22 protein-coding genes are annotated in these 25,411 nt (G+C 41.1%); 16 read left to right on the forward strand and 6 right to left on the reverse strand.

The genetic code is table 11. The features are described 5' to 3' along the window. The first annotated feature begins 169 nt into the window (after window positions 1-169). From VUI23_RS06530 to VUI23_RS06545, 4 genes are all read left to right on the forward strand, one after another. Window positions 170-673 carry a hypothetical protein gene (locus tag VUI23_RS06530; protein ID WP_342807394.1) on the forward strand — a complete coding sequence of 168 codons (504 nt, stop codon included), beginning with the start codon at window positions 170-172 and terminating at the stop codon, window positions 671-673. 379 nt (window positions 674-1,052) lie between these two features. Next, window positions 1,053-2,183: a 4-phosphoerythronate dehydrogenase gene (locus tag VUI23_RS06535; protein ID WP_342807396.1), complete on the forward strand. Its 1,131-nt coding sequence runs from the start codon at window positions 1,053-1,055 to the stop codon at window positions 2,181-2,183. Window positions 2,184-2,241: 58 nt separating this feature from the next. Then, a complete protein-coding gene (locus VUI23_RS06540; protein WP_216050221.1) occupies window positions 2,242-3,258 on the forward strand; it encodes an aspartate-semialdehyde dehydrogenase in 1,017 nt (338 codons plus the stop codon). A gap of 406 nt (window positions 3,259-3,664) precedes the next feature. Further along, a complete protein-coding gene (locus tag VUI23_RS06545) occupies window positions 3,665-6,916 on the forward strand; it encodes a FimV/HubP family polar landmark protein (protein ID WP_342807398.1) in 3,252 nt (1,083 codons plus the stop codon). 296 nt (window positions 6,917-7,212) lie between these two features. On the opposite strand, the gene VUI23_RS06550 is transcribed toward VUI23_RS06545, so the two are convergent. Further along, window positions 7,213-7,908 carry a DUF6090 family protein gene (locus VUI23_RS06550; RefSeq protein WP_342807400.1) on the reverse strand — a complete coding sequence of 232 codons (696 nt, stop codon included), beginning with the start codon at window positions 7,906-7,908 and terminating at the stop codon, window positions 7,213-7,215. A gap of 343 nt (window positions 7,909-8,251) precedes the next feature. Between VUI23_RS06550 and truA the strand changes: the two genes are divergently transcribed. The 6 genes from truA (at window position 8,252) to purF (ending at window position 14,172) form a co-directional block, all read left to right on the forward strand. Further along, window positions 8,252-9,049, forward strand: coding sequence for a tRNA pseudouridine(38-40) synthase TruA (gene truA / locus VUI23_RS06555; RefSeq protein WP_303500242.1), 798 nt, complete (start codon window positions 8,252-8,254; stop codon window positions 9,047-9,049). Window positions 9,050-9,243: 194 nt separating this feature from the next. Continuing rightward, on the forward strand, window positions 9,244-10,092 hold the full coding sequence (gene accD / locus VUI23_RS06560; protein ID WP_303500241.1) for an acetyl-CoA carboxylase, carboxyltransferase subunit beta: 849 nt from the start codon (window positions 9,244-9,246) through the stop codon (window positions 10,090-10,092). Next, complete coding sequence (folC, locus tag VUI23_RS06565; RefSeq protein ID WP_342807402.1) at window positions 10,092-11,363, forward strand: bifunctional tetrahydrofolate synthase/dihydrofolate synthase; 1,272 nt, start codon at window positions 10,092-10,094, stop codon at window positions 11,361-11,363. Before accD ends, folC begins: the two co-directional genes overlap by 1 nt. A gap of 48 nt (window positions 11,364-11,411) precedes the next feature. Beyond that, window positions 11,412-12,068 carry an SPOR domain-containing protein gene (locus VUI23_RS06570; RefSeq protein WP_342807404.1) on the forward strand — a complete coding sequence of 219 codons (657 nt, stop codon included), beginning with the start codon at window positions 11,412-11,414 and terminating at the stop codon, window positions 12,066-12,068. Window positions 12,069-12,144: 76 nt separating this feature from the next. Continuing rightward, window positions 12,145-12,636, forward strand: a complete 492-nt coding sequence (locus VUI23_RS06575; RefSeq protein WP_216050228.1) for a CvpA family protein — start codon at window positions 12,145-12,147, stop codon at window positions 12,634-12,636. Between the two features lie 9 nt (window positions 12,637-12,645). Next, entirely contained in the window at window positions 12,646-14,172 is a 1,527-nt protein-coding gene (purF, locus tag VUI23_RS06580; protein WP_216050229.1) for an amidophosphoribosyltransferase, read from the forward strand. A 143-nt stretch (window positions 14,173-14,315) separates the two neighbouring features. Here purF and rnt read toward each other — a convergent pair whose 3' ends face one another. Beyond that, window positions 14,316-14,939 carry a ribonuclease T gene (rnt, locus tag VUI23_RS06585; RefSeq protein ID WP_303500240.1) on the reverse strand — a complete coding sequence of 208 codons (624 nt, stop codon included), beginning with the start codon at window positions 14,937-14,939 and terminating at the stop codon, window positions 14,316-14,318. Window positions 14,940-15,143: 204 nt separating this feature from the next. On the opposite strand from rnt, the gene VUI23_RS06590 reads away from it, so the two are divergent. Further along, complete coding sequence (locus VUI23_RS06590; protein ID WP_216050231.1) at window positions 15,144-16,007, forward strand: OmpA family protein; 864 nt, start codon at window positions 15,144-15,146, stop codon at window positions 16,005-16,007. A gap of 58 nt (window positions 16,008-16,065) precedes the next feature. Here the strand turns inward: VUI23_RS06590 and glpQ are convergent, their stop codons facing one another. Together glpQ and VUI23_RS06600 are read right to left on the reverse strand one after the other, a co-directional pair. Continuing rightward, a complete protein-coding gene (gene glpQ / locus VUI23_RS06595; RefSeq protein WP_342807406.1) occupies window positions 16,066-17,073 on the reverse strand; it encodes a glycerophosphodiester phosphodiesterase in 1,008 nt (335 codons plus the stop codon). A 199-nt stretch (window positions 17,074-17,272) separates the two neighbouring features. Then, complete coding sequence (locus tag VUI23_RS06600) at window positions 17,273-18,184, reverse strand: LysR family transcriptional regulator (RefSeq protein WP_342807407.1); 912 nt, start codon at window positions 18,182-18,184, stop codon at window positions 17,273-17,275. A gap of 119 nt (window positions 18,185-18,303) precedes the next feature. Here VUI23_RS06600 and VUI23_RS06605 point away from each other — a divergent pair, with 119 nt between their 5' ends. Genes VUI23_RS06605 through VUI23_RS06615 form a run of 3 tightly spaced genes read left to right on the forward strand, consistent with a single transcriptional unit; the run spans window position 18,304 to window position 21,198 of the window. Next, window positions 18,304-19,500 carry an MFS transporter gene (locus VUI23_RS06605; RefSeq protein WP_342807409.1) on the forward strand — a complete coding sequence of 399 codons (1,197 nt, stop codon included), beginning with the start codon at window positions 18,304-18,306 and terminating at the stop codon, window positions 19,498-19,500. A 10-nt stretch (window positions 19,501-19,510) separates the two neighbouring features. Further along, window positions 19,511-20,665, forward strand: a complete 1,155-nt coding sequence (locus VUI23_RS06610) for an MFS transporter (RefSeq protein ID WP_342807411.1) — start codon at window positions 19,511-19,513, stop codon at window positions 20,663-20,665. After that, a complete protein-coding gene (locus VUI23_RS06615) occupies window positions 20,662-21,198 on the forward strand; it encodes a redoxin domain-containing protein (protein ID WP_342807413.1) in 537 nt (178 codons plus the stop codon). Before VUI23_RS06610 ends, VUI23_RS06615 begins: the two co-directional genes overlap by 4 nt. An 82-nt stretch (window positions 21,199-21,280) precedes the next feature. Here VUI23_RS06615 and VUI23_RS06620 read toward each other — a convergent pair whose 3' ends face one another. Further along, window positions 21,281-22,681 carry a M20/M25/M40 family metallo-hydrolase gene (locus tag VUI23_RS06620; RefSeq protein ID WP_342807415.1) on the reverse strand — a complete coding sequence of 467 codons (1,401 nt, stop codon included), beginning with the start codon at window positions 22,679-22,681 and terminating at the stop codon, window positions 21,281-21,283. Between the two features lie 491 nt (window positions 22,682-23,172). On the opposite strand from VUI23_RS06620, the gene VUI23_RS06625 reads away from it, so the two are divergent. Continuing rightward, window positions 23,173-23,604 (forward strand): hypothetical protein, encoded by a 432-nt coding sequence (locus tag VUI23_RS06625; protein ID WP_342807417.1) that lies wholly within the window; start codon window positions 23,173-23,175, stop codon window positions 23,602-23,604. Window positions 23,605-23,620: 16 nt separating this feature from the next. Further along, a complete protein-coding gene (locus tag VUI23_RS06630; protein ID WP_303500235.1) occupies window positions 23,621-24,292 on the forward strand; it encodes a hypothetical protein in 672 nt (223 codons plus the stop codon). 74 nt (window positions 24,293-24,366) lie between these two features. Here the strand turns inward: VUI23_RS06630 and VUI23_RS06635 are convergent, their stop codons facing one another. Beyond that, window positions 24,367-25,386, reverse strand: coding sequence for a serine hydrolase domain-containing protein (locus tag VUI23_RS06635; RefSeq protein ID WP_342807419.1), 1,020 nt, complete (start codon window positions 25,384-25,386; stop codon window positions 24,367-24,369). Window positions 25,387-25,411: the final 25 nt, after the last annotated feature.

Genomic DNA, 25,411 nt, shown 5'->3' on the forward strand with positions numbered 1-25,411 from the left:
TTAACTATTTGATTTTAAATTGGAATTTAGTGTGGCTTTGAAATTGCTTGTAAGTGATGAGTCATAAGTGCTAAATCAAGTGGATTGATTCAAACATGTTAGTTCAATAAGGTTTAATAAAAAAATAGGAAATCGTTGTGAAAAAAATAAAAATCGCTTTTGTACTTTAATGTTAATGATGTTATCGGGGGTTGCTAACTCAGCCGCAATCACTTTTCTTTGGGATTACCAAAGCCCGACGCTGACAGGTATTACCACCATTGACGGCAGTATTGTGCAGTCCTCAGATATCGGTATGCAATATCTTGGAAACTATGTATTGTTCAATAGTCAAACTCTGTTATCTGATTTGGATTTTTCATTTAACATTTTAGATGGCATCGGTAATCTTTTACACACTTGGGAGATGCAAGGCGCAGCGGGTAGCTCAACTTTTACTACGCCTTTCTTAAGCACTGAAGCTGGGGCGCTGACATCGTTAGCAGGTGGAACAGATATCGTTGCTAATGGCAATATTCAAACAGTCGGAAGTTTCTTTACAGGCGATGATGTATATACTCTGCAATTTAGAACTAACTTAGTGGCTGCTGCAGTACCTAACATATCTTCTATAGCCCTTCTAGGATTGGGGCTTGCTTGTTTAGGTTTAAGCCGCAAGAAATTAAAACGCTAACAAATCACGGCTAGAAAACCTTATTTATAGAAGGTTAAACGTGACTTGAAAACAATTGGACAACTGCATTTGGGGTACATTGTTTTAATTAAATCCGAAGGTAAAATACCTTCGGATTTTTTTGCGTTTAATGGCCGTGAAACTTAGGGAAATTATATACTTAACAGTGATTTTCAATAAAATATACCCCTTTTAAATTTGCTCCATTTAGACTCGAAAAGTCTAGGTGTTGATGTTTTTTGAAATTAAAGGTATAAACTAAGATTTAGATAATGGTCGGAAATGATCATGAATTACCACTTAGCCCAGTTTCGCGAGCAAGGTAGTAGCCCTTTCGTTTTTCAAAGATTTTTCCTAAACCAACGGAATAATGCTAGTCATGAAAATTTTATATGAAGACTCGATGCCCTATGCCGAGCACTTTTTCTCACCCCTTGGTGATATTCAGTCATTCTCAAGTCAAACCTTAACACCTGATGACCTTACGGATATCGATGTTTTATTGGTTCGCTCAACAACCAAAGTAACCGAACAATTACTTAGTAAAGCACAAAAGTTGAAATATGTGGCCACTGCAACAGCGGGTTCCGACCACATTGATAAACCTATGTTAGCGGCAAAATCTATTCCTTGGGGCAGTGCAGCAGGTTGCAATGCAATCGCTGTGGCCGAATATGTATTGAGTTGTTTGGTAAACGAATATGCAGATAACCTAACCGCTTTGGCTGATAAAACGGTTGGTATCGTTGGGGCTGGGCATGTAGGCACGCAGTTAGATAAACGTTTACAAGTGCTGGGTATAAACACTAAGTTATGTGATCCTCCATTACAAAAAGCAGGGGATACTAGACGTTTTTATTCCTTCGATGAGATTTGTCAATGTGACATTATCAGCCTGCACGTTCCTTTTGTTGCTGAAGGAGACGATGTAACCCATCACATGTTTGATCTTAAGCGCTTGTCCGAGTTACATGACTCTCAATTATTAATCAATGCTTGTCGTGGTGAGGTCATTGATAACCAAGCCGCAAAAAGCCTATTACAAAGTGGTAAAGGCTTACGTCTAAATATGGATGTATGGGAAAATGAACCAGGGATTGATTTTGACTTGGTTCCCTACAGCCGCATTGCTACAGCCCACATTGCTGGACATACTATTGAAGGTAAAGCCAGAGGTACCTACATGCTGTATGAACAGTTGTGTAAACGATTTGACCTACCGCAAAAATTAAATTTTGAAAGTTGTCTGCCAGCGGCTGAAACGATTGAAATTAAAGACCTTTGTGAGAAAACCAAATTTGAGCAAGTCAGCGCTGCAATTCTTAGCACTTACAATGTTAAAATGGATAGTGACTCGTTCAAACAAGGTGTCAAATCAGCCGCAGACTTCGTTTATAGCCGAAAACACTATGCTATAAGAAGAGAATTTGCATCTGTAACCTTAAAAACTGGAAATTTAGACATTTCCGAGGCACTCTACGGCCTTGGTTTTAATACCATTGAAGAGTAAGCTGCGTGTTTGTTCACGATTCGCTTAATTTGATTATATTTTTTGGAGTAATGCACTAATGTCTCGCGCTTTTGATGTTGCTGTTTTAGGGGCAACTGGTTTAGTTGGTCAACACATGATTGAAATTCTCGAACAACGAGATTTTCCGGTTAATAAATTGTATCCATTGGCGAGCAGTCGCTCCGCGGGTGGTAAAGTGACCTTCAAGGGCAAAGAGATTACCGTGTTAGATGCAGATACATTCGACTGGTCGAGTGTTCAACTTGGTTTCTTCTCTGCTGGTGGCAGTGTTTCCGAAATTTTTGCACCTAAAGCGGCTGAAGCTGGCTGTGTGGTTATCGACAACACGTCGCATTTTCGCTACGAACCCGATATTCCATTGGTAGTACCTGAAGTGAACCCTCATGCATTGGCCGATTTTAGAAACCGCAATATTATTGCTAATCCTAATTGTTCAACTATTCAAATGATGGTGGCATTAAAGCCAATTCAAGATGCCGTTGGCATAGCTCGTATTAACGTGGCCACTTATCAATCTGTTTCTGGTGCCGGTAAGTCAGCTATGGAAGAATTAGCTAAACAAACTACCGATCTGCTAAGCGGCAGAGAGATAACACCTAAAGCCTTTAGTCGTCAAATCGCATTTAATGTAATCCCTCAAATTGATGTATTCATGGACAATGACTACACCAAAGAAGAAATGAAAATGGTCTGGGAAACGCAAAAAATAATGGGCGATGATTCTATTTTGGTCAACGCAACTGCGGTACGAGTACCTGTATTCTTTGGTCATGGTGAAGCTATACATTTAGAAACCCATTCACCTTTGGATGCTGAAGATGCTAAAAGACTATTAGCTGAAGCGCCTGGTGTGAAATTGATGGAGAATCCAGAAGACTTCCCAACTCAAGTTGGCGATGCTAGTGGCCATGATGAAACATTCGTTGGTCGAGTAAGAAACGATATCTCTCATCCAAATGGCTTAAACATGTGGGTAGTGTCTGACAACGTAAGAAAAGGCGCTGCATTAAACAGTGTTCAGATAGCCGAAGTACTTGTCCGAGATTACATGTAATAAGATTAATATTGATGAAAGGTCAGACTGACGTCTGGCCTTTTTTTTGATTTATTTTTAGTAATCAACCGCTATGCCGATAACCAAAAGTAAGTATCTAGAAAAATGGCAAGTTTGGGTTGTTAAAACAGCAAAAAACAGCGATATGGCGCTTAATTTTCTATCTATGTAGATCATCCATCTTATGTGGTTTATATTTGTATTAATCGATATTTATTGATCACTATTTTTGAATCAACTTAGTATGGAATGAGTTTTGCTTGATACTCATTTTATAGAGCTCTAATTTTAACTGCGCAGTAATAAAGGTTGATTAGAGATAAAACTTCACAATTAGTTTTTATGGAATTGTTCACATCTAGGTGAGCAAAAAATAATAATTATTACAGGGCGACGACTTAATTATATGAATGTGCGACAGGTAGCGTTTTTACTATTTGCCAGCGTAGGACTTTGGTCTATTAGCGCCACTACTGATGCCCAACAATTACAAATTAGAGGGCCCAAAAGTAACACTGCAGAGCTCTCTGGAACTACCTATGGTCCAGTGGTACCTGAAGATACGTTATGGCGAATCGCCAGTAGGTACCGTCAGAATAAGAACCTTTCTGTATACCAAGTTATGCAGGCGATTTATCAGCTCAACCCTGATGCCTTTGAAGATCAAAACTTCAACCACCTAGTTGATGGCAGTATCCTGCAACTCCCTTCTGAACGTTATGTGGCGAGAATAGACCCTAAAGTTGCTCAGATGAAAGCCGAGCAAGACGATAGCGCATGGCAAGCTTTCAGCAAAGGTGAAACCGATAAAGTCGTGGTTCGAAGTTCAAAAGAAGCAGCCAGTAAAGATGACTTATCGGAAACCAAACAGGTTATAGAAGATAAATTAAGTGCTCTTGATGCGGAACAAAATCGCCAGTTTACGGCAATTCGGCAGCAATTTGCCGAATCAATTGAAAGCGTGCAAAGCTTACTTAATGAAAACCGCAAACTAGTTGAGCGTTTAGATACAGTCGATATCGAAATTAGCAGTTTGCGTGGGCGTGTTGATGAAGAATTACAAGTGCAAATGGACCAGATGCTGGCATTGCAAAACGAACTTTTAGCGATTTCCCGTGAAGCAGAAAACCAGCGTAAAGCTGAGCTGGAAAAAAATAGTTTCGCTTGGCTAACCGACCCGCTGTTTTTAATTTTTCTTTCAGTACTTTTGACCATTAGTTTACTCGGCGCATTGGCAATGTGGTTAATTCGTCGCAAGCGCACTGAAGCTGAAACTGACGCCATACTAGATGAAAATCACGCTGCGATATTGGAGCAAAGTGATGAAATGGATGATCTGGCTGATGCCCTAACCAATGAATTAAGCGAAGAACTAGATGATAGTGACGATGACGACTTATTTGGCGATGACGATCTCTTAGATGATGTTTTGGCCGAAGAGTTAGAAGAGTCTTTAGATGCAGACAGTGACGACAATTTCGAAGCCTTTGATGATTTGGATGATGAAAGTCTAGATCCAGTGATAGAAGAGTCGACCGATGATATTGCAAAGGAAGACAACCCGCTTGAAGACGATCTAGATAATTTATTTGATGAAGAAGAAGACTTACTTGCTGATATTGGTGATGAATTAGGCGAAAGCGACAGTTTAGCAGAAGCAAAAAGCGATGACGTGCTAGCTGATGATGAATTGGATTTGTCGGAATCTAACCTTGATGTCAGTGCTGATGACGAGTTAAGCGAAGAAATAGCTGATTTAGATATTGATACGTCAGAAAACGACGTTGAGCAAATCGATTCAGATTCCAAAGCCGCAGATCTGGATGCGGAATCAAGCCCTTCAATTTCAGCCCCAGACATTGATGATGAGCCCGACAAACCAGAAATCAGTATCGATGAATTGCTCGAACAGCCACTAGCAGAAGAAGATGGCGATTCAATTATTTCTGATAACTCAGATTTAATGAATGAGGAAATGCTGCAGAGTATTGATAAAGAAATTCATCAACAGAATGCCCAACTGGATAATATTACTGATGAGTTGCTCAATGAAATAGAGCAACTGGAGCAAATGGGCGGGATGCTCGAGGAACAGCCAGAAACGCCTGCGGATGACGAGTCGACTGAAAGTCAGATGGGAATTCAGGAATTAGATTCACTGTCGGAGAGCATTGAAGATGACGATGATATCAGCGTTGATGTTGACGATGGTGAAGAGCTCGATATTGCGGATGAGCTGTTTGATGCGATCGAAGATAGTGAAACAGAAGCTAATGTTGACAGCGAAATTGAAACCTCTGCAGAGGTTCAACCTACAGAAGACCTAGATGTAGGTATATCCAACGACAATCAAATCGATGAAAATCAAAATATTGTTGATGTTGATGACATCGACGATTTACTAAATCAACAAAGTGTTGATAACAGCAGTGTAGAATCTCTGTCTGCAGACGAACTTTTAGCCGAAATTGAAGCTGATAAACAACAACCTGCGGACGAAGCCGTCAAACCTGAAACTGATGTTCAAGGCCAGTCTGAAGAGCCTGTTGTTGAGCAGTCTCAACAAGATATAAATGTAAAAAGTGAAGACGTAGAGCAAGTTCAAGATATCGAGGAAGCTTTAGATGTTGTAGAAGAACAACAAAACCTTGAAGAGACAGAGCACACTGAAGAAGATTTAACTGCCGAACAAAGTAGCGAGAGCGATACCGACATAAATAAAGTCGAAAATCACGGCATCGAAGATCTCGACAAGGCGCTAGATGAATTTGAGCAAGAAGTGGTATCTGAAGCCACAAGTTTTGATGTTGAGTTAGATGATGAAACCTTAAGCTCCGCAAGCGAAGATCTGGATGATATGCAATTAGAGCAGATTATCCCGCCAGAGAAAGATGACGATATAGAGAAAGTATTATCGGGTTTTGATGAAGAGATCCCAAGTATTGATGATATTGATAGTTTGACGGGTGAGGATTCGGATGGTTTTGATGATGACGATTTAGACGAAGCTCTCAAAGCATTTGATGAAGGCTATCTAGACGAGCAAGACACCCAGACGGAAAAACAACCATCTGAAAAGCGTGAAAATGTAGAGTTAGATGATTTACCTGGGTTAGGTGATTGGTTGTCCTCTGATGATGCAGAAGAAACGAACTCCCTTGATGAGCTAGAGAATACAAGCTTTGATGAGTTGCTCGATAGTCTTGATTCAAGCGAAATAGACGCACCGGAAAATTCACCGATTGTTGATAAAGATCCATTAGCCAACATTGATAGTGGTTTGGATTTCGACGCACTTCTAAATGATATAGATGATGCGCCAGGGCAAACCAAAGAAACAGTAACTGAGGAAAAATCAGAAGACGATTTTCTAGATGTGGATGATTTAATCAACGAAAGTATCGAGGCCGAAGGAACCCTTGATATTGACAAGGAACTTAATCTTGCTGCAGCCTTCGAATCTTACGAAGGTTTTGGTGAAGCCGACGAAGTGGATGTTGACTCAGACAACGGCATTGGTGCTAAGTTAGATTTGGCCCAAGCCTATTTGGAAACTGACGATATTGACTCAGCTAAAGAGTTGTTGGAAGAAGTATTACAAAAAGGAGACCAAACACAGCAAGAGGAAGCTAAAGAGCTACTGGAAAAACTTGCTTAAAGTCTTCACCAAGTGAATTATTGGCCTTGTTGACGAACTGACTAAGACAACGACGGTAATCGGTGAAGGTTGACTATTCTTTTGTACTGTTAGCGCTACTTATCCGATGTTCTTTACACTAGCAGCCAAATTGTATTGCTTCAATCATCGGCTGCATTGAAATAGAGTAGGCTCAGTTCTTTCTTACCCTAAAAAATAAATTCAAATATCAATGGGTTAAAAGGTAACTGCTTAAAATACTGAGTAATCAACTCAATGATTTCAATGTGGAAATATGTTTTGTAATCAAAGTTACTCTATTTTTTACTCTCTTCGATGAGGATGTTTTTGAGATTATCAAAGCTCTCTCTATGCGCCTCAAATATTGCTAACTGACCTTCGAAAGCGCCTTTGTAGAGGCTAATTGCAACAATCAGATCTGCTCTAGAGCCTGACGAGGAAATTGCTTCATCCATTGGTAAAACGTCGATCAATGAACTCAACCGCACTAACGAAACGAGATAGGGCCTTGTCCATTCTCGATTAGCTTGATTTGCATGAATAAAATAATCTGTTAAAGAGGCGTGATAAACAAGTTTAGCGCGCAAAGTTTCGTTATTTAAAACACTCATATCGCCGTTAGTAACAAGCTGCTGGTAGGTTTCTGACTGGCCTTCTGGGCGGGGTAAAGAAAATGCAGTTTCAAAAAAACGTTGCATCAGTTCAATATCAGCACCATTAGGGTAATTGAGAATTTGCTGTTCAAACTCTTCTACAATTGGCGTATTTGATTTAATGAATTCAATAGCCTCGACAGTATCGTTCTCAAGCATTGTAAAGTCGGAGTGCAAACGAGTAATGATTTGTAACTCACGTTTGCTGTCTTTGCGTGCTTCATTCCAACTTGTTATTTGAAAAGCAATCAAAATACCTGCAACTACAATAAAAAAGTCGATTGCTACAGCGAACCAATCTTGTGCTTTAACGTGTTTTGAAATTCTTCTCAATAACATGTCGAGTCCCTACGTTTGTGTTCAACAAGCTTAGCATACTATTAAACCTTGTATATGGCACTCAGGTTCGCTTTGGTGGTAGTGACCTTAAATAAATTGCATCGTTAAAACGCGTTAAAATCGGTAGTTTTAATTTCCAGTGCAGCCGTTATCAAATAGTAATTTTGAATATTTATTGTGTGTTATCGACTATGATTTGGAAACTTAACCTATCTTTCAATCTACTATTTACAAACATGCTATGAAAAGTAATGTAAATTTCATTACAATGTCGCAATTTTCAGCATTGAATAGCGCAAATAATGCGTTTAGTGGAATTCAGACTTTTTAAACAAGGGCCTCAGTGGAACAACAACAAACAAATCGAATCGCATTAGGGATTGAATACGATGGCAGCAATTATTATGGCTGGCAAAGACAATCTCAAGTCACTAGTGTGCAATTGCATTTAGAAAAAGCCTTGAGCAAAGTTGCAAATCATCCTGTCGCTGTATTATGTGCTGGCAGAACAGATGCTGGGGTTCACGCTACTGGTCAAGTAGTGCATTTCGAAACACCTGCTTTTCGACCAGAAAGAAGTTGGACATTAGGAGTGAATACGCATTTGCCCAAAGATATTGCTGTCAAATGGGCGAAGCAAGTGAGTCCCGATTTTCACGCGCGTTTTTCTGCGGTAGGACGACGCTATCGTTATATTATTTATAACAATCCATTTCGCCCAGCAATACTGGCAGGTGGCTTGACACATATGTATACTGAACTTGACCATCAAAAAATGCATGAAGCAGCACAATGTTTGGTGGGAGAGCATGATTTTAGTGCATTCAGAGCCTCGTTATGCCAAGCTAATTCGCCAGTGCGTAGGCTTGAACATATTCAGGTTACACGACGCGGTCAATACATTATGATTGATGTGCAAGCAAACGCATTTTTGCATCATATGGTACGAAATATTACCGGCAGTCTTGCCGTAATAGGCAGTGGTGAGCAACCGGTTGAATGGATGAAAAAATTGCTTGATCAAAAAGACAGGGCTAAGGCAGGGGCTACGGCTAAACCAAATGGCTTGTATTTAGTTGATGTACTTTATCCTGAGCATTTTGGGATTCCTGAGATTCCACTAGGTCCGGCATTTTTCTGAGTGTCATTCGATCAATCGGAATCAGTGTTACTACTTCTTAGACCAGTTTTGTTTTCTTCCCAAGACTAAACTATGTTTTAATGGCGAGAATAGATATTTTACGTCGATAAGATGTCGATAATGCGATATTAATCATGATTTTGGCGAAAATAGCAGCATATACAGCGCAAATTTTTGCAATTAGGATGAATTGAATGAGTTGGATACAAAAAATACTACCGCGAACCCAGTCCTCTATTAAAAGTAATGTGCCTGAGGGGATTTGGACTAAATGTGGATCTTGTGGAGCGGTTTTATATAAAACCGAATTAGAGAAGCAACTTGAAGTGTGCCCTAAATGTGATCACCACATGCGCATCACGGCTCGAGCAAGAATTAACTCCTTTTTAGATCAGGCCGATCGAAAAGAAATCGGAGAAGATTTAGAGCCTCAAGATGTATTGAAATTCAAAGACTCTAAACGTTATAAAGATCGCCTAGCCGCCGCTCAAAAAGCAACCAAAGAAAAAGACGCTTTGATTGTTATGCAAGGCAAATTGAAAGGCATGCCAGTAGTTTGTGCCGCATTTGAATTCTCATTTATGGGTGGCTCCATGGCCTCGGTTGTTGGCGCTCGTTTTGTCAAAGCAGTAGAGGCTTGTTTAGAACATAATATGCCATTGGTGTGCTATTCAACCAGTGGTGGCGCGCGTATGCAGGAAGCATTATTTTCCTTGATGCAAATGGCTAAAACCAGTGCAGCTTTAGCGCGAATGAGTAAAAAAGGCTTACCCTATATATCAGTTTTAACTGATCCTACTATGGGTGGAGTTTCCGCCAGTTTGGCTATGTTAGGTGATATTAATATCGCTGAGCCTAAAGCATTAATCGGATTCGCAGGTCCAAGAGTTATTGAGCAGACCGTACGTGAAACTTTACCTGATGGTTTCCAACGCAGTGAATTTTTAGTGGAGAAGGGCGCTATCGATATGATTGTTGACCGTCGCCAGATGCGTGACAAAATCTACGATTTATTGAAAAAGCTACATACACAGCCCCATTAATGTCAAATAACACATCTACAGAAGACCAGAACAAGCCTAGTTTGTCCTGGTCTCTTTCTACTTGGCTAGATTATTTACAAGCCATCCATAGCAAATCTATCGATATGGGTCTTGCCCGAACCCAGCAAGTCTATGAGCGTTTGAATTTAGATTTTTCAAACAGTTCTGTGGTGACTGTTGCCGGAACTAATGGCAAAGGCACAACTTGTCGAATGATTGAGATGGGGTTACGCATGCAACAACAAACTGTTGCCGTGTATAGTTCACCGCATATTATTGATTATAGGGAGCGAGTGCGCATTAACGGCTTGATGCTAAGCGAACAAGTGCATGTGAATGCGTTTATGCAAGTAGAGCATGCTCGAGGTGCTATTTCGCTTACCTATTTTGAGTTTGCTACCTTAGCTGCGCTAGTGTTAATTGCCAATCAGCAACCAGACTTTGTGGTGTTGGAAGTTGGTTTAGGCGGTCGTTTGGATGCGGTTAATATAGTTGATCCCAATCTCGCTGTAATTACAAGTATTGCCCTTGACCACCAAGATTGGCTAGGGGATACCCGAGAGCTTATTGCTACAGAAAAAGCCGGCATAATGCGTCCCAAGGTTCCTGTAGTTGTAGGCGAGCCAGTGCCGCCAGAAACACTGTTAATAGCGGTTGATAAAATGCAAGCGCAACCATCTTGGCAAGGAAAAGAGTTTGGCTTTGAGGATTGTGATACAAGTTGGTGTTGGTATAATCAGTCAGTCCAATTTAGTGATTTATCAATTCCATTGATCCCAATGCAAAACGCGTCAACGGCGTTGCAAGTATTGAGTTTGTTAGGGCATTTACCTCGCAATCAAGATGAGGTCAACAAACTCATCGAAAAATCGAGCTTACCTGGGCGCTTTGAAGAGATTAGTCAGCAGCCTAAGATCATTGTTGATGTCGCCCATAATCCGCAAGCAACCGAGTTATTGGCTGCACGAATTGGACGAATGAAATACACGCAATTGCATCTGGTTGTGGCTATGTTGGAAGATAAAGATATCGCCGGTAGTTTTTTACCACTTGAATCGCTGAAAGCCAATTGGTATGTTGCGTCTCTTAATGTGCCTCGCGGCGCAAAGAGTAAACAATTAAAAACAGTGCTCACTGAATCACAAAAAGTGGTAGAGTTTGAGCATGTTTCTGATGCGCTACTTGCAGCAACGAAAAATGCTGGAAATGATGATTTGATCATTGTGTTTGGTTCATTTTTCACGGTAAGCGAAGTGTTGCAAGCATCTTAATTCGACTGAATAAATATACGATGCTACTGGTCTAAAAGAGGAAAAGTCTTGTCTTCAGCACTACAAAACCGATTGGTGGGCACCATTATAGTCGTTGCATTAGCAGTGATTTTTCTGCCTGATTTGCTCGATGGTGAAAAACAAACTAGCCAAGATCTATTTGAATCAATACCAGATCAACCTAAAATGCGTGAACTTAATGAAACGCAAGATTTCCCTCTCGAGCAAGTCGAACAAGAAGTAAATCGCAAGGTTGAAATTGTACCTGACGTAGCAATCGACGATTTTGAGATTAACCAAAATGAAGATAACAACGAGCTGGCATCGCGCCAAGACTCGCCGGTTAATGATTCATCTTCTCAAAAAACTGAAAATAAAAAAATTACCCCGAGCGAAATAGATCACTCGATTGAAGACAAAGTAGAAGTCAATCCCGGTAAAATGGATAATCGTTTACTAGCCAAAGCAGGTTGGGTTGTTCAATTAGGTGTGTTTCGTCATCAAAAAAATGTCAGCGAATTGCTTAGTACACTGCGAAATGCAGGTTATCAAGCATTCAGTCGACCAGTTCAAACGAGCACTGGTGAGTTAACAAAAGTGTTTGTTGGACCTGAGTTAAATAAAGAAAAACTGCAAAAAGCGGTTCCACATCTTCGCGAATTGACTAAGTTGCAGGGTCGAGTAACACCATTCACAGTGAAATGAATACTAGAAATATATGCTATCTCTGATAGAATGCGCGCGATTTTAACGAACCAACAATTAATATGACCGGGTCATTATGAATTGGATAGATTTCACCATCATTGGCGTTATCGCTGTCTCCACCATTATAAGTTTGGTACGGGGATTTATTAAAGAAGCTATCTCTTTAGCTATTTGGTTCGCCGCTTTTTTTATTGCTAGCCAATTTTATGAATACCTTGCCGTCTACATGACTAAATTTGATGATCAGATGGTCAGAAATGGGGTGTCCATAGCGATTTTGTTTGCCAGTACGCTGATTCTAGGCGGATTGATAAATTACTTAATTGCGCGCTTAGTACAGTTTACTGGACTCACAGGTACCGACAGAGCCCTTGGCTCAGTTTTTGGTATTATCCGTGGCATTCTGATTGTGAGTGCTGCTTTGTTCTTCTTAGATACCTTCACTACTGCTTCCGAGTCGTCTTGGTGGATAGAGTCAGTATTAGTTCCTGAATTCACTCCCATTATTGAGTGGTTTTTTAGTTTTATACAAAATAACTCCAGTTTTTTAACGCCGAATAAATAGGTAAATTGCATGTGTGGTATTGTCGGAATTGTTGGAAAGAGTGCAGTAAGTCAAGCACTTTATGACGCGTTAACTGTTCTTCAGCATCGTGGGCAAGATGCCGCAGGGATCATGACTATAGATGATAAAATGTTTCATCTAAGAAAAGCGAATGGATTGGTGCGAGATGTATTTCACAATCGCCATATGCAACGTTTAACAGGCCAATTTGGTATTGGTCATGTGCGTTACCCCACTGCAGGGTCTTCAAGCTCAGCAGAGGCCCAACCGTTTTACGTCAACTCGCCATTTGGAATTGCTTTTGCACACAATGGGAATTTAACCAATGCCCATGATTTGCAAGATGAAGTATTCCGTATTGCCAGACGACATATCAATACGACGTCTGATTCAGAACTTTTATTAAATATTTTTGCCCATGAATTACAACAATGTGCAGGTTTAACCTTAACCCCTGAAGAGGTTTTCACCACGGTTGCCAATGTGCACAAGAAGATTCGTGGCGCTTATGCTGTGGTTGCTGCGATTATCGGCAATGGCATGGTTGCGTTTCGAGACCCATATGGCATACGTCCTCTTGCTTTAGGTAAGCGTAAAACTGAGCAGGGTGATGAATATATGGTTGCATCCGAAAGTGTTGCTCTAGATGCCGTAGGTTTTACGTTTATTCGTGATGTCGCACCAGGCGAAGCAATATATGTGACTGAAGAAGGTGAATTATTTACTAAACAGTGCGCGCAAAACCCTAAAAATATTCCCTGTATTTTCGAATTTGTTTACTTCGCAAGACCTGATTCCTTTATCGATGGAATATCAGTATATGCCTCGCGGGTGAATATGGGTAAAAAGCTAGGTCAGAAAATAGCCAAAGAATGGGCTGATTTAGATATTGATGTGGTTATTCCTATTCCGGAAACGTCTTCCGATGTAGCGTTGCAAATTGCTATAGAGTTGGACTTACCTTACCGTCAAGGCTACGTAAAGAACCGTTATATCGGTCGTACTTTTATCATGCCAGGTCAAACGCTTAGACGTAAGTCGGTGCGACGTAAACTTAACGCCATTAAATCAGAATTTAAAGACAAAAATGTTCTTCTGGTTGATGATTCAATTGTACGCGGCACTACATCTGAACAGATTATTGAAATGGCCCGTGAATCAGGTGCCAAGAAGGTGTATTTCGCGTCAGCTGCGCCAGAGATTCGTTTTCCAAATGTTTATGGTATTGATATGCCAAGTGCAAATGAATTGATCGCTTACGGCCGCGATATCGACGAAATTAGTGAGTTAATTAAAGCTGATGGGCTGATTTTCCAAGATATTCAAGATCTAGTTGAAGCGGTTAGTGCTGAGAATCCTGCCATTACTCGTTTTGAAACGTCTGTATTTGATGGTGAGTACATAACTGGTGATATTGACCAAGCTTATTTAGAGAGAGTTGATGGGGCCCGTTCTGAAGGGGCTAAAAAATCAATGATACAAACTGAATTAAGTAATTTGGAAATGCACAATATTGATTCGGATAATGACGATTAAGCCTATATTTAATCACTGTGATTAAATTTGCGGTTTATCGTTGATTTACATTAAGTGAGGCTCAGGCCTCACTTTTTATTTCAGCCTTGTAAACCCGTTACTGCTATTTTGAGCACGTTAAAAGCATCCCTTGGAATTGTGAATTATATCGGCCAGCCACCAAGGGCTTTCCATCTATTGACCATAAAACAAAATAACTCGGCGGTTTTCATCGTATCGTAAAGTGCTGAGTGGGCTTCTCTTTGGTCAAATTCGATTTGTGCCGCTTCACAGGCCTTAACCAGCACCGTCTGACCTAAGGTTAAACCGGCTAAACTGGTGGTATCAAATGATACAAAAGGATGGAAAGGAGTGCGTTTAATATTACACCTTTCAATGGCTGCATTCACAAAGCCTTGGTCGAATGATGCATTGTGGGCAACAATCACTGAGCGTTGGCATTCCGCTGCTTTTTGTTCTTTTCGGATCTCTTTGCACAAATTTTTAATTGCTTCAGATTCATCAATCGCGCCTCGTAATGCACAATAAGGATCAATACCGTTAAAGTCCAAAGCGGCTTGTTCGAGGTTTGCGCCCTCGAAAGGGTTAATATGGTAATGGAACGTTTTATCTATCTGAATGTCTCCAGAAGCTGTCATTTTCAATGTCACTGCTGCTAATTCTAATAAAGCATCAGTTTGCGCATTGAATCCAGCTGTTTCAACATCAATGACGACTGGGAAATATCCTCTAAATCGTTGGTTCAACAGGTGAATTGGATCTGACATGATAACCTTATTAATCGACAACATAGCTTGCTATTATGTCAACCTTTAAAGCCTTGTACCAGTTCAGTTGTGAATATGTTTAGGCGCATTTGCATTTGATAGGTCTAGTTGGTTATTATCCGTACACAACGGGTGATTAAACTTTTTGTTTCTAGTGTCGATATCTATAATGGATAAACACTATTTACTGGATTTCTGTCTGATATGAAAAAGTGCGCGATTTTTTTGGGCTTAACCCTCAGCTTTGCTAGCCAAGCTAGCTTGCGTCATTATGCAGCGCCAGTTGAGGATTCTCAGTGGCAAGTCAGTCAAAAAAGTCGCTTGCAATGTACTTTGAGTCACCAACTTCCTGGTTATGGAGAAGCTGCTTTTTACAGCACGGCTTCTAAGCAACTGAATATGGAATTTGAGTTGCAGATGTTAAGGTTACCAAACACCTATTCTGTTGCCTCCGTTTATTCAGTCCCACCCAAATGGATGCCAGGACAAATGCAGCGTGAAATTGCGCAAATGCCAATTCGCAAACAATACAATAGTGATTTACCGCAAAAAGCCGCTTGGACAATGTTAACTGAATTGGAAAAAGGTTTTTGGCCAACACTATATTATCAAGATTGGTATAGTGACTTCGATCGTATCGCTGTGGGTTTAAATGCCAGTAACTTTTCGAAACCCTATGTTGAGTTCGCTGAGTGTGTCGCTAATTTATTACCTTTTGCATTTGAAGATATTGCATACACAGTGCTAAGTTACAACAGCAATAGTACAGACTTAACCAAATACTCTAAAAAACGCCTACAAATGATCGGGGACTATTTAAAAGAAGATACAGATCTTGAGCTGGTTTTGTTAGATGGATACTCAGATAGTTATGGTGGTCGTTGGAACAACGAACAATTATCTATTCGTCGAGCAGAGGAAATTAAGGCGTACTTCACCGAAATGGGAGTAGATTCTTCTCGAATTGAGGTGACAGGTCATGGTGAACGCCGTCATGCGGCGACCAATACGAATAAGATGTCTCGTGCTAAAAATCGTCGAGTCATCATTCGAATGGCTAAACCCTAAATTCACAAAGCTCGCAATCGCGAGCTTGTTAGTTTTTACTAGTGACTCTAGAGCAATATCATCGCTTTTCTAAGTAATTTTCCAGCACATCGGTAAAGTCGGTAAATAAACCATCTACTTTTAAATCTTCGAATAGGATGTCTAGCACCTGTTGCGAAGAATACTTGGCTGGGAGGTCGTCTTTTCTAAATGTATAAGGATGAACTAGCAGCCCTGCTTGATGGGCATTGGCTAGTAAACTAGTTGGTGTTTTATTCGCAAAATCAAATAGTTGTGGAATCCATGGGCCAATACCTTGGGCTACTTTTGCAATTTCTTTGAGACCTTGTGCGGATTTCAAATATTCATAGTCAGAATTCGACTCTTGCCAACTGTTTTCAGCAATAAGCTGAATTAACTTCACCTTGGCATTTAACTCGTTCCTAAGACGCTGTGTTTCTGCGAAGTCAAAGCATTGCACATAAACATGGCTGTCTTGGTTATCCAAACCGTATTTACGCAGGATATTCAGGGTGATTTGACTTAAGTCCGCTCCGTGAGTTTGGTGCCAAAGGGGCGATTTGATTTCCACATAAAGACCCACATCTCGCTTAAATTGCCGATTAAGTTGTTGAATCAAATTAATTTGTTGTTCAAATGTGGCAATCTTAAATGATGACTGTCCATGATAGCGCTCTTGATTACGAGGCTCCTGAAAACGATATGGGAATACTTGTTCGCCTTTGTCATTTGTCCGCTCGTGTACATTAAGGGTTTGCAGTTCTGCCAAGGTGAAATCGAACGCGTAGTAGCGGCCGTCAGAGCGATGACGTTTTGGGAATATTTGTTCGACGTTGGTCACGGTTTCAAGGTGTATGTCATGCAGCACTACCGGTATTAAGTCTTTGCTCAAAACCAAATCTTGTTCTATGTAATCGGCCCCTTGGGAATATGCAAGGACAGCGGCTTCTAAGGTATGCTCAGGCAAGTATCCGGACGCCCCACGATGGGCAATAATTATCGGCTTGGCGTAAAGTTGCGTGCAAAATAGGCACAACAATATTAATAGTGGGAGCTTGTACGGCATATATTCCTACCTGTATTTAATTGGGACACTCAAATTATTCATTCCGTCAACCATAACACCAGCATATGAAAGTTCGATGAATATGGTCATTCATCCCAATAGGGAATTTCGCTAAAATAGTCAATAAACACCCTTACTTTAGTGCAGTAACCGAAAGCGGGAAAAACAATCCATACACCTTCGCTAACCAATGATAGCTTTAACTAGCCATACTGCGCTGAATTTCACTTTTGGCCGCTAAAGCGACATTTAGGAAAGCATGCACGGTCGCACTATGGTTATTCTGTTTGAATTGAATTTGTAGGGGAATTTGTGTGTCGACATTTTCCAGTGCAATAAAATGGCACCCTCGGCTATACAGTTTACTAACACAAAATGGTGCGATCGCCACCCCTAAACCTGCAGCCACTTCTGTCACTAAGGTTTGCATATGCTTTGGTTGACTAATGATATCCGGTGAAAATCCTGCTTGTTTGCACAGGATGATAGTTTCATCAAAGAGCCCAAGGGCCTCATCACGATTGAAAATAATAAATTGTTCAGTCTTTAACTTAGCCAGCTCAACCTGTTTAGCACCTGCAAGAGCATGGCTTTGGCTGACTAGTGCAACGAGTTTGTCGATATAAATATCGTGACGAATAAACTCATCAGCAATGGGCGTGGGCAGGGGCCTTGAAAATGCAATATCGATTTTATCTTGCTTAAAAGCCTCAATTTGTTCCGTTGCTGTCATTTCAAATAGGCTAACATGGACTTCAGGAAACTGGGATTTATAGGTTCGGATCAAAGTGGCCATAAATGATAAACAAGCTGAGCTTAAGTGAGCAATATTCAGTGTACCCACTTTTCCACTGTGGGCACGCTTAACCTGGCTTTTTGCCTTATCTGTAAGGGTTAGAATCGCGCTAGCATCTGTTAACAGCTGCTCACCGGCTGGGGTTATCACGACATCTCGAGAGTTTCGATTAAATAACCTTACCTCAAGCTCCGCCTCTAATGCAGAAATATGTCGGCTAATGGCCGGTTGTACAGTATGTAACTCTCGCGCAGCTTCTGAAAAGCTTTTGTGTTTAGCCACAGTTATAAAGCTTTTTAATGTTTTTATGTCCACGATTACCCCCAAGTTTACTTGTATGTAAAATCTGTATAGATTCCATAAAATGTTATCATTTTTGTTATTGATAAATAAGCCTTATGCTGGCGCTATGATTTATTTACCTGACATAAAATATGACTCATTCGGAGCCAGAGCAGTTGTTAAGTCCCTTTATGCTACTGCTAATGACCACAGCCATTGCCGCAACAGCCGCAAACTTGTATTACAGTCAACCAATTTTGCCGCTAATCGCCAATGAGTTTAATTTAAGTGATTCGCAACTTGGCAGTGTTCCAGGATTAACCCAACTGGGTTATGCCTTTGCTTTATTGTTTATATCCCCACTCGGTGATTCAGTCGTGCGGCGGCAACTAATAGGTATACTATCCTGCGTGCTAGTGTTTGCTTGTGGAATGGCAGTGTGGGCATCTAACATCACAATACTGTTAATCGCAGTGTTTTTAATTGGTGCCAGTGCCAATATTACTCAGCAGTTAATTCCTTTTGCCGCCTCAATGGTGCCTATGGAAAACAAAGGTACAACCCTTGGCACATTAATGATGGGATTAACCATTGGTATTTTACTGTCTAGAACCTTAAGTGGATTGGTCGGGGAGCTGTTGGGTTGGCGCAGTGTATTCGTTATGTCAGCGTTATTGGCCGCCTTACTTGGTGTATTGCTTTGGATATTCTTACCCGTGAATAAACCCCAAGCGTCGTTGCGCTATTGGCCATTAATAAAAAGTACCTTGAGCCTATTTTGCCAGCATAAATCACTGCAGCTGTTTACCTTTTCCGGCGCACTTTGGTTTGCTTCCTTTAATGTCCTGTGGGCAACATTGGCTATTTATGTCAGCGAAGCCCCCTTTGATTACAATGCTCAACAAGCCGGATTGTTTGGTGTGATTGCATTGGCTGGTGTGATTGGGGCGAAGGTTTCCGGTAAATGGGTGAATAGATTTGGTTCTAAAACCTTAATCAAAATGGCCCTCGTTTTAGCCGCAGTAGGATTTGCCATAACGGGATTATTTGCTGGCAATCTTATATCGTTAATTATCGGAATTATTCTTATCGACTTTGCCATTTTTAGTGCACAGGTGGCCAATCAGGTGCGTGTTTTTAGTATTGATCCAACCGCCCAAAGCCGAATTAATGGTATTTACATGCTCGGTTATTATTTAGGTGGAGCGTTAGGCTCGGCTGCTGGTCTGCGGGTATTTTCACTTTTTCAATGGCCCGGTGTAGTGGCCATCAGTATGCTATTTATTTTGTTTAGTGCGGCTTTAAATTCGATTGCAAAAACTAAACTGCATTCACTTTCAACAGTATGAGAGACTTTTCATGAATAAACTCAACAGTCTAGGTAGCTATACCTTGCTCTGTATTGCCTGTTTAACCATTATGGTAGGGGCCGTTATAGCACCAGGATTGGTCAGTATATCCAATGCCCTTGGGGTAGCTGACAATGCCATATTGTTAGTTACATTGCCCGCCCTGGGCGCGGTTATCTATGCGCCAATTTCGGGGAAATTGATAGATAAATATGGCGCTTATCCAGCGCTGATTATTGGTTTATTTTTGTATGGGCTGGTGGGGGCGAGTGTATATTGGTTGCACGCGCCGGCTTGGATATTTGCCAATCGTTTTTTACTCGGGGGAATGACGTCGGTCGTGATGGCTGGGTGTACGGTGTTAATTTCTCATTGGTATTTTGCTGAAGAACGTTTAAATATGATTGCCAAACAGGGCATGGCAATTGAGCTAGGCGGGGTGGTATTTTTGTTTGTGGGGGGCTTGCTTGCCGCTCAACATTGGGCGTTACCGCTGTCACTTTATTTAATTGCTTGGGTATTTTTGGTGATGCTGTTACTTTTCGTTCCCCGTCGATATCCGGCTGGAATACAAGCGGAACCTGAAGAAGACTCGCCAAAATTACTCTCTGGCTTTTCCCTCAACAGTGTTTACCTTAGTGCAATGCTGTCGATGGTTTTATTTTTCACTGCCTTTGTTTTAATGCCCAGTAATATGCAAGGGCAAGGTTACAATGAAACACAAGTGGGCTTTTTGTTAGCCTTTATTTCATTGATGGCGGTATTAGCAGCCTCTTTCTTACCCAAGCTTTGTAAACTGCTTAGTGAACAAGGTGTTTTATCCGTGGCGTTTATTAATTTTGCGGTGTCTTACATTTTCTTTATACAAACAGGCACAGTCTGTTTAGTAATTGGTGCGGTTATTATCGGCTTTGGTTTTGGATTTAGTATTCCTTTATTAAATCACATGACCGTTGCGCGAAGTGCAGTAAAGGTGCGCGGTAGAAATTTATCGCACTTCACCATGGCGGTGTTTTTAGGGCAGTTCTTAACGTCTTTTGTTGAGTACATTCCAGGTGGAATTGACAATATATTTTTAAGTTGTATGGCGCTATCCGTATTCATTGCCAGCATTCTATGGATTAAAACGCTGAGATTCACAAATAAGGTAAAGAGTTCAACATGACAAATTTAGTAAAACCCATTCCCGGTAGTAGTTTTCCGTTCATTGAGGCAACGCTTCTTGATGGCTCTAGGGTTAATTTAGGACAGGCTCACGGTGATGCCGACTGGCAAATGCTGGTGGTGTATAGAGGCAAACATTGCCCCTTGTGTGTACGCTACTTAAACTTATTAGAGCAGCACAAAGAAGCGTTAAATGCTATTGGGGTGAGTGTCACTGCCGTCTCAGCAGATTCAAAGGCACAACTAACCGACAACATGGACAGCTTAGATGTGTCTTTTCCTATCGCTTATGGGGTAACCGTTGAGCAAATGAAACAGCTAGGCTTGTATATTTCTGCTCCACGCTCTGATAAAGAAACCGATCATGATTTTTCAGAACCGGCCCTGTTTGTCATAAACGGGGAGGGGGTATTGCAGGCTGTGGATATTTCCAATGCGCCTTTTTTACGCCCAGAATTAGACGTGGTAGTGAGAGGGTTAACCTTTGTTCGTAAACAAACGGACTACCCGATTCGCGGCACACTAGTCTATTAGTTATTATTTTCTAAACCCCTAATCCTAGGTAAGTTTGAGGATTAGGGGATTTAGGTTGATAGGCTAAATTTACCGCTGCTATTTATGGCTTTAATTCAACATCCGAATCGGCAAGTAAATAAATAGTGGCAGCATAGGCCGCAATATTCTGGGCTAATTCATCGGCATCAATTTTATCCAGGGTATCGTCAGGGGTGTGGTGTAGATCAAAATAATCCTGCCCGTTTTGATTTAAACGAATTGTTGGTACGCCTTTGGCGGCCATTGGAATAATATCCGGTCCACCACTAGGCGCATCTGAACGACCTCTAACGATACCTAATGGGGCTAGAATTTTGCCAATTTCATCGATTAACAAGGTGGCTTCGGGGTTGAGGTTCGATTCTAGCTGCCACACGCTTTGCGCGCCAAAATCTGACTCCGTGGCCAGTACATGATTGCTTAAATTCGCTGCATGCTGTTTGGCGTAGGCAAATGCACCTAAAAGCCCGACTTCTTCTGCACCGAACATGACCACCCGAATAGTCCGTTTAGGACGTTTAGGTAACTTTGCAATCAGGGCTGCGGCAGCAGTGGTAATAGCAACACCCGCACCATCATCTACAGCACCAGTACCTAAATCCCAGCTATCTAAATGGCCACCTATTAGCACAATCTCTTCCGGTTTTTCGCTACCAATCAAATCAAAAACAACATTTCCGCTGCTGACTTCACCCTTCCAGTCAGATTCAGAGTGAAGAGATATGCTAAGGGGCTTATCTAAATTATGTAAACGACGAAGGTGGTCAGCATCTGGATTAGAAATGGCAATAACCGGGATACTTGCCCATTTGTCACCATCTTTACTCATCATGCCTGAATGCGGGAATCGATGGGAGTCTGAGCCCACTGAACGCACGACTAATGCATCTGCACCACCGCGCTGAGCGTGTTGCCATCCCACTCTGCGGCGTTGGTTTGCCTGTCCATAACCTGCGCCAACCTGACTCTTAACCATGATATCGCCATCAACAAACGCGATTTTGCCTTTTAGCGCTCCTTCTTTTACCTCCATTAGTGCGTGAATATCTCTAAAATAGACCACTTCAGCATTAATGTTTTGTTTTGATGGTGCGGCTCCACCTAAGGCTGTGCCGTATAATTCTTGGTTGTAAGGAGAAGTAAGGGATATGTGTAAGATGCCTCTATCCCAGAATGGCATGGTAAAGGGTTCAATGTTCGCTTTATCAAACCCTAAACTTTTACCTAGTTTTAAGCCCCAATCTCTGGCACGTTTTTCCGCTTCAGAGCCCGCTAGACGAGGGCCAACTTCAGTAGTCAATGATGTGACTATTTCCATTCCAAGCTCGCTTTTAAGAGCGGTTTGCATAAGCTGCTCGGCGGTTTGCTTCTGTTCAGTGCTCACAATGGCTTCAGCGGCCAACAATTTAACACTAAAAAGACTCAGTATTGTGCCAAGAACAAGACGTTTACGAAGGTGCATGATTTCTCCATTTATTATTATAGGTGCTCAGGTTGGTTATCGTATTAGTAACAGTTTGGTGAACGTTTAGGGTTAAACGCAATTGGAAAATAACAATCGTCTGAACATCTTAACTAAAACACTATCTAAATTCGATACGCTAAGTAAAATTTCCTCGGCTAACCTATAGTTAATTTGCAACTTTATGTTGCCATTAGTCTTATTTTTAAGCTCAAAGAGGCAGGAATCATACTTGCCGCTCTTGTCTTTTTTCCTGTCATTGCCGATATTGTCTTAGCCTCGGCAATAATTTGCCTAATTGCTTTTTAACCCCATTGAAAATCAGCCTAAGGGGTTAGCCCGCAGCCTAATGGCGCAGCTCCTGTTAGTTAACCTGTATCAGCCTAAATCAAAAACAGTACCTTTGGCATAGTCATTGCTGCTCAAACTTATCATGCTAAACAAACCGATAATTAGTGGAGATTAGCATTAAATTGACTAATGGGAATGTAATGGAAATAAATAACAATAGTCAGCTGAGTTCTATCTATCAAAGCAGTAAAAACCAAGGTGTAGATACCACTCTTTCTAACCTGTTATCTAACAATGACAGAGCTGCAGATAAAGTCACTCTGAGCCAGGCCGGCCTTGATGCAGAAACAAAATTACAAGAAATTGCTAGTCAGTATGATCCGACTAATATGTCATATAACGAATTAACCCATATGTCGTCAGAGTTACAACTAAATGGGTTAATCACGCCACAACAGGGATTAGCAATGAGAGCGCCTCCAAGTCGAGATTTTGATGCCGATGAAAAATATGACGTATTAGCCTTGGCAAGAAAGTCGGTGGAGTTTGATCAGTTTATTGGCACGGTACAAAACAAAGATGCAAAGCTAAGAGCCAATGTACTTAATGTTTTAGAGAGCTTACAAAGTTAAAATTATAGAGGTTAAAATGGACGTCACCAATCGTATTTTTAAAACTCACACACAAACTCTACTGCAACCTAATCAATCGAAAGGAAACAATGGCTTTTCGGAATTATTAGCCGCTTATCAACAAAATCATCAGGTTCAAAAGGTAGAAAAGCCCGCTACGAATGCGGTTTTCAGTATGAATACTTCCCAAGGTGACCAACAAGAAATCAATCTAGATGAATATCTCACGCCTGGCGCGCTACCTAACCCGGTGAATTTAAAGGACATACCCTTATTACTGCCAACAGCGCACAACATTGATACCTTATCTAAATACTCGCAAAACGAGTTTAAAGCATTGTTAGCACAATATGGCATACCCTCACCACCGGCAAGCATAGAATTCAACACTCAGGGACAGTTAGTTTTACCGGCCGATTATGCATATTCGACACAGTTGACGCAGGCGTTTACAGAAAACCCCAAAGTTGAAAATGCACTGCGCACAACAGCCGCTATCGCCAGTCATTATGCCGGTATTATGGAAGGGCAGCCTTTTCGTGACGAAATGTCGACAGCAAGAAATCAAGTTGATAGAGATAGAATAGTGGCGAAATACAGCTATTTATTTGACGATAACCGCCCAGCAATACAGATTGTTTTAAGCTTTTTAGACGATGGCAGTATGTTGTTAGGTGAAAAATCATAGGTGATAAAGGTTTGCGGAGCTGTGGCGGGAATGAGGGAATTAAACCTTAGCAATACCTAGTCAAAAAATTCATTTTATTGGCTTCGTAAGATACTCATAATTCGGTCATATATGATGCCTGTAAGTATCACTCTATCTTCACCGGTAGTGTTGGTAAATTGAATGACAACGGTATCAATATCTGGGTGATATCGGGCAATACTTGAATAGCCGAGCACCCAGCCTGTATGATTATACTCATACAGTGACGCATATATTTTTCTTTCTTTTGGTGTAAATAAACTGCCGTCATTCAGCGCCCTTAAAAAAATCCCCACATCTTGGGCGCTGGCAACGTAACCTTGATCGAGGTGTTTAAAGTCTTGATCATAACCTACGTAATATCCGCTCATCAGCTGCTCACTATCTACCTCGTTGATGGAGAAAAACGTGGAATTTAAGTTTAATGGCAAAAGGATCTCATTCTTTATGTAGCGAGAGTAGTGGTAACCTAAGGTTTCTGTCATTATTTTTTCAAGCAACAGATAGTTAGTATTGGAGTATGCGTAATCGGTTCCAGGCTCGAAATCAGCAGGTTTGTCTAATACTAAGCTGAGTACATCAAGGGAGTTTGAGGCCCAATCAAACCCATCTTGATCGGTAAAGTTAGGGAGCCCACTGCGATGTTCAACCAGCATACGTAGAGTAATTTGATCAGCATACTCAATACGTTCAGCCAATTGGGGTAAATAGTCAGCAATGTTCTTATCTAATTCAAGCTGCTTGGATGCAGCTAATTTGGTAACTGCCGCCGCTTCATATAACTTAGCAATACTGGCAATTTTAAAAAGTGCATTGCCATATGCCGGTATTTTTTCTTGTCTATTATGCCAACCACTTACATACAATTGTGCAGGGTTATTTGCCTTTTGCACATAGACAATGATCCCGTCTATTCCTTGGGTAGTTGCCTCGTTAACTTGTTCCTCAATTGTGCTGGGCACTGGAGTTAAATAATACAGTGCATATTCCCAAGGAGCGAAGAAGTAAATACTGGTCGTGGTAAGGGAAAACGCGAGCAAAACTTTAAGAGTAATCTTTTGCCACTTATTCATAAGCGCTCCTTGTTTGAACTAGGGC

The sequence above is a fragment of the Alteromonas sp. M12 genome (assembly GCF_037478005.1).
Lineage (GTDB): Bacteria > Pseudomonadota > Gammaproteobacteria > Enterobacterales > Alteromonadaceae > Aliiglaciecola > Aliiglaciecola lipolytica_A.

What these genes read in the sequence shown, in the direction of transcription:
- VUI23_RS06530 (WP_342807394.1), top strand. Translation starts at nt 170, where the DNA reads ATGTTAATGATGTTATCGGGGGTTGCTAACTCAGCCGCAATCACTTTT.
- VUI23_RS06535 (WP_342807396.1), top strand. Translation starts at nt 1,053, where the DNA reads ATGAAAATTTTATATGAAGACTCGATGCCCTATGCCGAGCACTTTTTC.
- VUI23_RS06540 (WP_216050221.1), top strand. Translation starts at nt 2,242, where the DNA reads ATGTCTCGCGCTTTTGATGTTGCTGTTTTAGGGGCAACTGGTTTAGTT.
- VUI23_RS06545 (WP_342807398.1), top strand. Translation starts at nt 3,665, where the DNA reads ATGAATGTGCGACAGGTAGCGTTTTTACTATTTGCCAGCGTAGGACTT.
- VUI23_RS06550 (WP_342807400.1), bottom strand. Translation starts at nt 7,908, where the DNA reads ATGTTATTGAGAAGAATTTCAAAACACGTTAAAGCACAAGATTGGTTC.
- accD (WP_303500241.1), top strand. Translation starts at nt 9,244, where the DNA reads ATGAGTTGGATACAAAAAATACTACCGCGAACCCAGTCCTCTATTAAA.
- folC (WP_342807402.1), top strand. Translation starts at nt 10,092, where the DNA reads ATGTCAAATAACACATCTACAGAAGACCAGAACAAGCCTAGTTTGTCC.
- VUI23_RS06575 (WP_216050228.1), top strand. Translation starts at nt 12,145, where the DNA reads ATGAATTGGATAGATTTCACCATCATTGGCGTTATCGCTGTCTCCACC.
- purF (WP_216050229.1), top strand. Translation starts at nt 12,646, where the DNA reads ATGTGTGGTATTGTCGGAATTGTTGGAAAGAGTGCAGTAAGTCAAGCA.
- rnt (WP_303500240.1), bottom strand. Translation starts at nt 14,939, where the DNA reads ATGTCAGATCCAATTCACCTGTTGAACCAACGATTTAGAGGATATTTC.
- VUI23_RS06590 (WP_216050231.1), top strand. Translation starts at nt 15,144, where the DNA reads ATGAAAAAGTGCGCGATTTTTTTGGGCTTAACCCTCAGCTTTGCTAGC.
- glpQ (WP_342807406.1), bottom strand. Translation starts at nt 17,073, where the DNA reads ATGCCGTACAAGCTCCCACTATTAATATTGTTGTGCCTATTTTGCACG.
- VUI23_RS06605 (WP_342807409.1), top strand. Translation starts at nt 18,304, where the DNA reads ATGACTCATTCGGAGCCAGAGCAGTTGTTAAGTCCCTTTATGCTACTG.
- VUI23_RS06610 (WP_342807411.1), top strand. Translation starts at nt 19,511, where the DNA reads ATGAATAAACTCAACAGTCTAGGTAGCTATACCTTGCTCTGTATTGCC.
- VUI23_RS06615 (WP_342807413.1), top strand. Translation starts at nt 20,662, where the DNA reads ATGACAAATTTAGTAAAACCCATTCCCGGTAGTAGTTTTCCGTTCATT.
- VUI23_RS06620 (WP_342807415.1), bottom strand. Translation starts at nt 22,681, where the DNA reads ATGCACCTTCGTAAACGTCTTGTTCTTGGCACAATACTGAGTCTTTTT.
- VUI23_RS06625 (WP_342807417.1), top strand. Translation starts at nt 23,173, where the DNA reads ATGGAAATAAATAACAATAGTCAGCTGAGTTCTATCTATCAAAGCAGT.
- VUI23_RS06630 (WP_303500235.1), top strand. Translation starts at nt 23,621, where the DNA reads ATGGACGTCACCAATCGTATTTTTAAAACTCACACACAAACTCTACTG.
- VUI23_RS06635 (WP_342807419.1), bottom strand. Translation starts at nt 25,386, where the DNA reads ATGAATAAGTGGCAAAAGATTACTCTTAAAGTTTTGCTCGCGTTTTCC.